This window comes from Streptomyces sp. NPDC006997 (genome assembly GCF_040635175.1).
Classification (GTDB): Bacteria; Actinomycetota; Actinomycetes; order Streptomycetales; family Streptomycetaceae; genus Streptomyces.
In genome coordinates, this window is sequence record NZ_JBEYHH010000014.1 from 58,796 (window position 1) to 67,803 (window position 9,008).

Sequence of the window (9,008 nt, forward strand, 5' to 3'; positions counted from 1 at the left end):
CCGCACACCTGTCCACAAACCCCCGCAAGGCGGACTGGCCTGGGAGGACGAGCCCGCCGCCGCTCCCGCGAGCGGGCCCGGCGTCGAGAACGCGCCCGGCCGACCCCCAGCCGAGGCGGACGGTGACGGCCGCTATGCCGTGCCTCGTGTTAGCGTGGTGCGTTTACGTGGTCGTCGCGGTGGGCGATTCCGCCTGTCCGGTCCCGCCGGGCCTTCCTCGCCACGTCCCCCAGCGGAAGGCTGTTCATGACGCACCCCGATGTCCCCGCTACCGCGCACGGCGGTCCCCTCGGTGGCACCTTCACCGGTCTGGGGCTGCCGGAGGAGGTACTGCGGACACTGAGCGATCTCGGGGTGCGCGAACCCTTCCCCATCCAGGCCGCCACGCTGCCCGACGCCCTCGCGGGGCGCGACGTCCTGGGACGCGGACGCACCGGCTCGGGCAAGACGCTCGCCTTCGGCCTGCCGCTGCTGACCCGTACGGCAGGGCGGCGCGCCGAGCCGAAACAGCCCCTCGCGCTGGTCCTCGTACCCACCCGGGAACTGGCCCAGCAGGTCACCCAGGCCCTGGCACCGTACGCCGAGGCGCTGCGGCTGCGGATGGCGACGGTCGTCGGCGGCCTGTCGATCGGTCGGCAGATCGCCGAGCTGCGCCAGGGGGCCGAGGTGGTGGTCGCCACGCCCGGACGCCTGCACGACCTGGTCGAGCGCAACGCCTGCCGCCTGGGACGGGTCCGGATCACCGTGCTCGACGAAGCCGACCAGATGTGTGACCTGGGGTTCCTGCCGCAGGTCGTCGACGTCCTCGACCAGGTGCGGCCCGACGGCCAGCGGATGCTCTTCTCGGCCACACTGGACCGCGACGTCGACCAGCTGGTCCGCCGCTACCTCCGCGACCCCGCCGTCCACTCCGTCGACCCGGCCGCCGACACGGTCACGGCGATGGAGCACCACGTCCTGGTCGTCCACGGCCCCGACCGCTACGCCGTCACCACGGAGATCGCCGCCCGGGACGGCCGAGTCCTGCTGTTCCTCGACACCAAGCACGCCGTCGACCAGCTCACCCGGCACCTGCGGGCCAGCGGTGTGCACGCCGCGGCCCTGCACAGCGGCAAGTCCCAGCCGCAGCGCACCCGCGCCCTGGCGCAGTTCAGGAACGGCCAGGTCACCGCGCTGGTGGCGACCGACGTCGCGGCCCGTGGCCTGCACGTCGACGACCTCGACCTCGTGGTCAACGTCGACCCGCCCACCGACCCCAAGGACTATGTGCACCGGGCGGGCCGCACCGCCCGGGCGGGCAGGTCGGGCCGCGTGGTCACCCTCGTCCTGTCGGGCCAGCGCCGCGAGACGAGCCGCGTGATGGCCGAGGCCGGTGTCACGGCGAGCGTCGCCAAGGTGCGCTCCGGCGAGGCGGAGCTGAGCCGGATCACCGGCGCCCGGGCTCCCTCCGGCACCCCGCTCGACAGCGGTTCCGCGGCCCCCCGCCCCAAGAACACCAACGCTCCCTTCCGCGGCCTCGGCACCAGCAGGGGCACCCCCGGCGCTGGCGGCAGGTCCCGCAAGGCGGGCGAGGCCCGCAAGCTCGCCGAGGCACGCAGGGCCGCCCAGGTGCGTCGCAGCGGCTGAGGGCTCTCCGTCGCAGCGGCTGACGGCCTTTATTGGCAGGTCGTACCCGTCCCGGCATGACAAGCTGTGCTCGCCCACCCCGAACCCAGGAGGTCACCATGACCGCAGAACCCGTATCCATGGAAGGTTCGGAGCCGACCGCCCCGGAGACGTCCTCCCCGCTGGCGCCGGACAGCGACGGCACCTACGACCTCAAGCGCAAGTTCCGCGAGGCCCTGGCGCGCAAGCGCGGTGCGCAGGCGGAGGCGTCCGAAGCCGCCGCCCGCCCCGACGCGTCCAAGGTGCGTGGCGCGCACGGCCCGGCCGCGAGCCAGCGGTCGTTCCGGCGCAAGAGCGGCGGCTGAGCCGCTCCCGAACCCACCCCCGGGCCGGGGACGACCTGGCCCGGGGGTCTGTCGTGGTCTGCCGTCACGGCGGACACCCCCGGTCGGCCGCGCTGCCACGGCCCGCGCGTGCCGCGCTTCTCAGAGCGCCTGCCAGACCCGGGTCAGCGCCGACGTGGTGAGGACCTGCTCCGGACGCCCCTGCCCGGCGAGGCGGCCGTCCCGGAGCAGGAGGCAGGCGTCCGCCGCGCGCGCCGTGGGGGAGTGGCGGGAGCCGCTGGACTGGCAGCGGCCCCGGCCCACCCTGTTCGTCCGCGGATACGTCGCGTACGTCTCCGAGCCCAGCGAGAAGGCGCTGCACGCCATCGACGTGGAGACGGGCGAGAAGATCGCCTCCGTCACCCTGCCGAAGGGCACCAACGAAGTGTCGGGCGTCGTCGCCGGACACTGACTCCCCAGCGGGGTGTACTCCGCGGTGGCGAGGGACTGACTCGTGCCGCGTACCGGACAACCGCGGTACGCGGCACGTGAGGTGGGGCGGTCCGCCCTACGCGCAGCAGCCGCACCCCTCGTCCGTCCTGCCGCCACCGGAGGGCACGACGGCGCCGGTGGGCGCGCAGCAGCCCTCGCCCCGCCAGGCGTCCCGGCCTTCCCTGACGGCGACCCCGGCGATGGCGAGGGCGGCGAGCGGATCGGCCCAGGACCAGCCGAGGGTGGCGTTGAGGACCAGACCGACCAGGAGTACGGCGGACAGGTAGGTGCACAGCAGGGTCTGCTTGGAGTCCGCGACGGCCGAGGCGGACCCGAGTTCGCGTCCGGCCCGGCGCCGGGCCGCGGACAGGAACGGCATGACCGCGAGGGACAGGGCGGCGATGACGATGCCGGGAACGGAGTGTTCGGCCTCCCCGGCACCGGTCAGCGCGCGGACCGCGTCGAAGGCGACGTAGGCGGCGAGGGCGGAGAAGGAGACCGCGACGACGTGCAGGGCGCGTCGCTCGCGGGCTTCCCGCACGGCGTGGTCGGAGGCGGGGAACTGCCAGGCGACGGCAGCCGCGGAGGACACCTCGACGACCGAGTCGAGGCCGAAGCCGACCAGGGCGGTCGAGGAGGCGAGCGTCCCGGCGGTGAGGGCGACGACCGCCTCGACGGTGTTGTAGGCGAGGGTCGCGGCGACCAGCAGCCGTATGCGACGGGTGAGTGCCTCCCGCCGCCCCGGGGAGATGCCGGGGACACGGACACGTCGGCGGACACGGTCAGCAGCACCCCTTCTCGGCGGCGTCCGCACACGTCCGGTCGGTCTCGACCGCGACCACGGCGGTACGCAGATCGTCCAGGGCATGGCCGAGACGCTCGTCGGCGATCTCGTAACGCGTACGGCGCCCGTCCGGCACGGCCACGACGAGGCCGCAGTCCCGCAGGCAGGCGAGATGGTTCGACAGCCGGGTCCGCGAGATGCCCAGGGCGTCGGCGAGGTCGGCCGGACAGGCGGGGCGGTGGTTCAGGGCGAGCAGGACACGGCAGCGGATCGGGTCGGCGAGCGCGCGGCCGAACCTGGCCAGCACCTCGATGTCGGAGGCACGGTCAACACGGGCACGAGAGTACACGGATCGCTGAATCCAGGAGACTGTGAACCGATCAGCTCGGAACGGCGATCTCTCCCGCACGACCTGAGCGTCCGTCAGCAGCGAGCGTGTCGGGTACGTTGCACACTTCGCGCACATCATCCGGGGGAGCGTTGACGGATTCGTCGTTGGACCTGGCTGGCCGGTTGGTCGGTGCCGTGAGCGCCGGGGACACGGACACGGTGCGGACGTGCCTGGAGCAAGGGGCGGCACCGGACACCCCGGGCCCGGACGGGCTGCCCGTGCTCTGCACGGCCGTGGCGGGGTTCGACCACCTCATCGCCGAGATCCTGGTCCAAGGGGGTGCCGACCAGGACCGCGAACTCCCGGACGGCGGCACTCCGCTCCTGCGGGCGGTCGACACCGGCTCTCCCGCGCTGGTCTCCGCGCTCCTGGGAGAGGCTCCCAGGCTCCGCTTGCCCGAGGCTTCCCGGCGGGAACTGCTGGACCTGGCCCGGTACTGGCACGAGACGGGCGTGGTCAAGGAACTGCGCAGGCGGACCGGAGCCGGAGGACCGGCTGCCAGGCGCCGGATCGACGACCCCCACGGTGACACGATCGACGAGTTCTCCCTCGGCGGGCACACCGTGCGGGACGGCCACGGGGCCGTCCTCACCCACCTCGAGTGGGCGTTCGGCGTGTTCCCGCCCCTCGACGAAGTGCTGGCACGCGCCCTCCCGCACGCGCGGGAAGGAGACAGCAACTGGTTCGCGGCCGCCTACTACCTGGGCCAGCGCCGCGGCCCGCGCATGTGGTCCGAACTCACCTCGCTGCGGCAGCACCCCGACCCCGTCCACCGCCGCTTCCTCGCGCAGGTCTTCTGGCACCGGAACTTCCTCGGCACGGTGGACCGCGCGCTGGACGTCGCCCAGGACGTCGACTTCCTGGCGTCCTGGGCCCGGCAGGAACCCGACGGGCGGGTCCTCGCCGCCGTCCTGGACGTCTACGCCGGTCAGGAGCATCCGGAGCAGGAGGCCATCGGCCTGCGGTACGTCGGCCATCCCGATCCCGGCGTACGCGGCGAGGCCGTGTTCTGCGTGAGCCGGGAGCGGGCCGCCCGCAGCGACGCCGCCACGGCGGCACTGCTCGGCCTCGTCCACGATCCCGAGCCCGAGGTCCGGGCCTCCGTCGCCGTGGCGTTCGCCCAACGCTTCACTCCCGACAAGCGGCTTGAGCCGGAGGTCCGGGACGCCCTGCTCGTGCTGGTCCGCGACGAGACCCTCCGGGTACGGCGCCACGCCGCCGAGTCGCTCTCCGGCTACGACGACCGGAGCGCCCCCGTCCTGGAGGCCTTCCTGGCACTCCTCAACGAGGAGGACCCGGACCTACGCCTGGAGGCAGCCTGGGCACTGGCCCGCCGCGACCACCCACGCACCGAGGAGGCGTACGAGCGGGTCGGCCCACTCGACACGTTCTCGGAACACGACCACCGAACCTCCGGCCTCTGGCACTACCGCGCGAACCGCGAGCATGGCGGCGCGTCACACTGGACGTAGCGGTCGGGCCCCGGTTCGTCCCAGTTCACGTGATCTTCCGAAGCAGCCCTCTCGATGACCGGTCAGTTCCGCGGGCGCACCGTCTCTGCGCTCGTCGTGCCGCTGTCGACGTCCACGCTGACAGTGGTGACACCGGCGATGCCTTCGAGCTCCTCACCGACCGACCGCGCAGTGGCCGCGGACCATGCCTCTGACGGTGTAGACGAGCTCGGTCACGGTGTCCGCGCCGGTTGCCCGCCGTCTCCGTGGGTCCGAAGAGCGCGGGTGGTCATGTGGGCCTGGCGCATACGTCCGTCCGGCGTGAACCGGCCGAAGAAGTGGACCTCGGTAGCGAGGTCCTTGCCGCGCCGCGAGGAGTGCGTGGTGTACCGGGCGGCGAGCCGGTCGCCGTCGACGACGGGCCTCGTGCACCTCCATACGCAGCGTGGGGGTGCAGTCAGAGGGAGCCCGGAAGCCGCCATGGGATGATCCTGGTTCGCTGAGCGGAGCACCGTCGCCGCGATCCGGCTCTGACTGCATGCAGTCCACGACCCGCCCGGCGCTGCTCAGGCCCAGGTGCGGGAGCACAGCACCAGGCGGTGGCCGTCCGGGTCGGCGATCGTCACACCGTGCTCGTCCCAGTACGGGTTGTGTGCCGTGACGCGGGTACCGCCGACCGCGACCAGGCGGTCGATCAGGGACTCGTCCGCCGGCTTGCCGAGGTAGACGACGAACAGGTCGTCCACCGTCGGGGTCGGCTCCAGGGGCCGCTCCGCGTCGTGTGTCAGCTCGAAGTGCCAGGCGGCGCCGGGCGGGCCGACCATCAGCAGGTCGTGCTTGCCCGGAACGCGCTCGGTCGTGCGCCACAGGACGGCCAGGCCGAGGCCGTCCACGTAGAAACGTTTGGCGGCGGCGAGGTCCCGCGAGGGCCGGGCCACCCGGACTGGGACGGTGGCGTCGATCACGCCGAGACCTCCAGGGCCGCCCGCCAGACGGGGCTGTCGACGTAGTGGTTGTCGAACCGCTCCGCGGAGGCGGCGATCTCCTTCGCGTCGGCCTCGCCACGCATCACCCGCCCGAGCAGGCGCAGGTAGTCGAACCGGCCCATGCCCGGCGTGAAGACGAACAGTACGTCCGCCTCACAGCCGGGCGCCGCGGCGAAGGCGTGCGGGGTGTGGGGCGGCACGGCCAGGAAGTCGCCCGTCTCCAGGACGGTGACCTCCTCACCCACCAGCACCTGAAGGGACCCGCTGATCACGAAGAACAGCTCCGTCGCCTTGGTGTGGAAGTGGGCGGGCGCCCCCACGGCCCCCTTGGCGAACGTGGACCGGTAGCTGGTGAAGCCGTCGGTGGTGCTGTCCGAGTCGGCGAGCAGCGTCATCACACTGCTGGGGTCGGCACAGGTCTCGGCCTCGGTGTGACGGGTCAGTACCGGCCGTCCGCCGGTCTCCGCGATCTTCATGTCGTGTCCTTCCAGGGGATCGGGGAATCGTGCAGGGAGTCGAGAGGGCCATGAGCTCTCCGGGAGGCCCGTGTTCGGTTCTGCAGGGCGGGCGTCAAACGAAGATCACGGAGGGTTCGCCGGTGTACCAGGTGTTGTCGATGCGGAGCCGACGGATGACCCAGCGGTCGCCGTCGCGGACCAGGTCGACGTCGTAGGGGTTCTTCAACAGCGCGTGTGTGGCGGGGTCGGCGATGAGCAGGTGCTGGGCTTCCACCAGGGCCGTGAGCCGGGCGGTGTCGCCATCGATCGTGATCCGCGTGTTGGTGACCTGGTGTGTGGTGTCCACCCGGCCGGTGAACACGGCCAGAATCGTGGTGACGATGGTGTCGCGCCCGGACATCAGTGGCGGCTTGGCCCCCCATGCGGAGGCGGCCGGGCGGAAGTCCAGCTCGGCGTCAGGGGCGAAGGCCGAGGCGAACAGCTCCCTGTCCTTCAGGTCCTGGCCCAGGCCGAAGCGGTAGAGCGCGTCGGTGATCTCCGCCCGGTCCCTGAGCTCCGCGACGGCTGCGGAGGTGTCGTGCGCAGGGGCGGTCAGGGCCCGGTCGCGGGTGACGTACATGATGTTCTCTCCTGTACGGGTGAGGTGGCCTTTCAACGCCTCTGATCCTGCTGCGGTCCGGATAGGGCATCAATGCGCACCTGTGCAACGATCGTGAAGCCTCGATTAACGATGGGAAGGTGCGGGATGCTGGAGCGGCACGAGCTGGAGGCGTTCCTGACACTCGCCGAAGAGCTGCACTTCGGCCGCACCGCCGAGCGGCTGCACGTCTCCACTGCCCGGATCAGCCAGACCATCGCCAAACTGGAGCGCCGCATCGGCGTCCCGCTGTTCAACCGCACCAGCCGCCGGGTGGAGCTGTCCCTGCTGGGACGACAGCTGTATGAGGAGACACTCCCCGCCTGGTCCCGGATCACCGACGCGTTCGAGCGGGCCGTCGAATCGGGGAGAGGGATGACCGGGCTGCTGCGGGTCGCCTTCACGGGGCCGGCGGCAGGCCAGCTGCTGGTCGGGGCGACGCAGGCGTTCCGCACCCGGCATCCCGACTGCGAGGCCCAGATCAAAGAGGCACACCTGCCGCAAGTCCTGCCGTGGCTGCGTAGCGGCCAGGTGGACATCGCGCTGACCTGCCATCCAATGCACGAGGAGGGCATCGTCATGGGGCCGGTCCTGGTGCGGGAGGCACGTATGCTCGCCGTGCCGACAGGGCACCCGTTCGCCCGCCGCGCAACCGTCTCCGTGGAAGACCTGGCTCGCGTGACCGTGCTGCAGATTCCCGAGACGCTGCCGAAGTCCCTGCGCGAGGACCGGGCGCCGAGCCGGACCCCCACGGGGAGACCGATCGCACTCGGTCCGTCGGCCATGACGTTCAACGAGACGCTGACCTTCGTGGGCGCCGGGGAGGGAGTCTTCGCCGTCGGCGCCCACACCAGGCGCTACTTCGCTCGCCCCGACGTCGCCTATGTCCCCTTCCAGGACGCAGCGCCAGTGGACTGGGGCCTGGTATGGCCCGCCGACGGGGCGACAGCCCGCGTTCGCGCCTTCAGCGAGACAGCACTCAACCTGGTGCAGGCACCTGCACCGAACCCCTGACCGTCACCGACGGCCCGGACGCCGCGCGGGCAGAGCGCGCGAGCACCGGATCGACGACCCGCAGTCGTCCCGGTCACCGCCGCGCTGCTTCGGCCACTCAGATTCATGGAGCTGCGGGCACCTCCTCCTTTGCGGCGGGATACGAAGGGCCTGGGCCGGCGATGGCCTCCCTTGAAGTGGTGTAGCCGGGCGGGGTCCTGGAACGCGCGGGTGTCTGCCCGGGGCGTGCATCCGCTGACCGCGCGTGCTCCCTGAACAAGAGCGGGCCAGCGCGCAGATCTCCCTGGTGAAGGGCCAGTTCAACCGGAGGAGCACGCGATGGCCTTGTCCCAATCTGAGCTGATGCGGCTGCTTGAGTCACTACGTCGGGCGGAGCAGGCCGGCGACCTGGACCTGAAGATTCCCTAGGTGCGGACCGGGTCGTCCTTCCCGTCCCTGCTGGAGCGGCGGCGGCGCATCGACCGGGCCCTGTTAGCCGTGGTGATGGAGGCTCACGTGCACGGGGTCTCCACCCGCAGCGTGGATGACCTGGTCAAAGCCCTCGGTGCGGACAGCGGAATCTCCAAGTCCGAGGTTCCGGGAGCGTCCGCGTCCGCCCCCGCGTGCTCGACGGTGGACGGGGAGGGACCCGCCTCGCGCGTCTCGCTGCTCATCCAAACTCCCCTCGACCGCGGGCCCGGACGGGTCCCGGCCGATCCAAAAGGAGTGGGAGGAGTGGGAGGCCCCTGTCAACCGATCCTGGTCCCCGGTCAGGGTTGGCCTGATCTCAACGCGTCACGCGCGGGAAGATCCCGTGAAGAAGAGGCAAAGCAGCAGTTCAGACTGCAACTGCCATGGCTTATCGGCGAGTTGTGTAGATCGTCTGTG

Annotated in this window: 9 protein-coding genes and 3 pseudogenes; 6 read left to right on the forward strand and 6 right to left on the reverse strand. The window is 71.8% G+C overall.

All coding sequences use genetic code 11. The annotated features are described in order from the left end of the window. The first annotated feature begins 246 nt into the window (after positions 1-246). Together ABZ659_RS15940 and ABZ659_RS15945 are read left to right on the forward strand one after the other, a co-directional pair. The gene (locus ABZ659_RS15940; RefSeq protein ID WP_360219181.1) at positions 247-1,626 is read left to right on the forward strand and encodes a DEAD/DEAH box helicase; all 1,380 of its coding nucleotides are present in this window, start codon (positions 247-249) and stop codon (positions 1,624-1,626) included. A gap of 98 nt (positions 1,627-1,724) precedes the next feature. Continuing rightward, on the forward strand, positions 1,725-1,970 hold the full coding sequence (locus ABZ659_RS15945) for a DUF5302 domain-containing protein (RefSeq protein WP_360219184.1): 246 nt from the start codon (positions 1,725-1,727) through the stop codon (positions 1,968-1,970). Between the two features lie 120 nt (positions 1,971-2,090). Here the strand turns inward: ABZ659_RS15945 and ABZ659_RS15950 are convergent. Next, positions 2,091-2,204: pseudogene (locus tag ABZ659_RS15950) on the reverse strand (ABC transporter ATP-binding protein); the annotation flags it as partial. Between ABZ659_RS15950 and ABZ659_RS15955 the strand changes: the two are divergent. Next, positions 2,203-2,400: pseudogene (locus ABZ659_RS15955) on the forward strand (hypothetical protein); the annotation flags it as partial. The pseudogenes ABZ659_RS15950 and ABZ659_RS15955 sit on opposite strands and share 2 nt — an antisense overlap. A 96-nt stretch (positions 2,401-2,496) precedes the next feature. Here the strand turns inward: ABZ659_RS15955 and ABZ659_RS15960 are convergent. Next, positions 2,497-3,171: a cation transporter gene (locus ABZ659_RS15960; protein ID WP_360219553.1), complete on the reverse strand. Its 675-nt coding sequence runs from the start codon at positions 3,169-3,171 to the stop codon at positions 2,497-2,499. Between the two features lie 31 nt (positions 3,172-3,202). Beyond that, the gene (locus tag ABZ659_RS15965) at positions 3,203-3,553 is read right to left on the reverse strand and encodes a metalloregulator ArsR/SmtB family transcription factor (protein ID WP_360219187.1); all 351 of its coding nucleotides are present in this window, start codon (positions 3,551-3,553) and stop codon (positions 3,203-3,205) included. A 176-nt stretch (positions 3,554-3,729) separates the two neighbouring features. On the opposite strand from ABZ659_RS15965, the gene ABZ659_RS15970 reads away from it, so the two are divergent. Next, positions 3,730-5,067: a HEAT repeat domain-containing protein gene (locus tag ABZ659_RS15970; protein WP_360219190.1), complete on the forward strand. Its 1,338-nt coding sequence runs from the start codon at positions 3,730-3,732 to the stop codon at positions 5,065-5,067. A gap of 545 nt (positions 5,068-5,612) precedes the next feature. Here ABZ659_RS15970 and ABZ659_RS15975 read toward each other — a convergent pair. From ABZ659_RS15975 to ABZ659_RS15985, 3 genes are all read right to left on the reverse strand, one after another. Then, entirely contained in the window at positions 5,613-6,011 is a 399-nt protein-coding gene (locus ABZ659_RS15975; RefSeq protein ID WP_360219193.1) for a VOC family protein, read from the reverse strand. Continuing rightward, positions 6,008-6,508: a cupin domain-containing protein gene (locus ABZ659_RS15980; protein WP_360219196.1), complete on the reverse strand. Its 501-nt coding sequence runs from the start codon at positions 6,506-6,508 to the stop codon at positions 6,008-6,010. The genes ABZ659_RS15975 and ABZ659_RS15980 overlap by 4 nt, the downstream gene beginning before the upstream one ends. A 94-nt stretch (positions 6,509-6,602) precedes the next feature. Next, complete coding sequence (locus ABZ659_RS15985) at positions 6,603-7,109, reverse strand: nuclear transport factor 2 family protein (protein ID WP_360219199.1); 507 nt, start codon at positions 7,107-7,109, stop codon at positions 6,603-6,605. 126 nt (positions 7,110-7,235) lie between these two features. Here ABZ659_RS15985 and ABZ659_RS15990 point away from each other — a divergent pair, with 126 nt between their 5' ends. Together ABZ659_RS15990 and ABZ659_RS15995 are read left to right on the forward strand one after the other, a co-directional pair. Further along, on the forward strand, positions 7,236-8,141 hold the full coding sequence (locus tag ABZ659_RS15990) for a LysR family transcriptional regulator (protein WP_360219202.1): 906 nt from the start codon (positions 7,236-7,238) through the stop codon (positions 8,139-8,141). A 318-nt stretch (positions 8,142-8,459) separates the two neighbouring features. Continuing rightward, a pseudogene (locus ABZ659_RS15995) lies at positions 8,460-8,717 on the forward strand (transposase); the annotation flags it as partial. Between the last annotated feature and the right edge of the window lie 291 nt (positions 8,718-9,008).

Excerpts from the sequence above, each read along its gene's own strand:
- ABZ659_RS15940 (WP_360219181.1), top strand. The coding sequence starts at position 247 with ATGACGCACCCCGATGTCCCCGCTACCGCGCACGGCGGTCCCCTCGGT.
- ABZ659_RS15945 (WP_360219184.1), top strand. The coding sequence starts at position 1,725 with ATGACCGCAGAACCCGTATCCATGGAAGGTTCGGAGCCGACCGCCCCG.
- ABZ659_RS15980 (WP_360219196.1), bottom strand. The coding sequence starts at position 6,508 with ATGAAGATCGCGGAGACCGGCGGACGGCCGGTACTGACCCGTCACACC.
- ABZ659_RS15985 (WP_360219199.1), bottom strand. The coding sequence starts at position 7,109 with ATGTACGTCACCCGCGACCGGGCCCTGACCGCCCCTGCGCACGACACC.
- ABZ659_RS15990 (WP_360219202.1), top strand. The coding sequence starts at position 7,236 with ATGCTGGAGCGGCACGAGCTGGAGGCGTTCCTGACACTCGCCGAAGAG.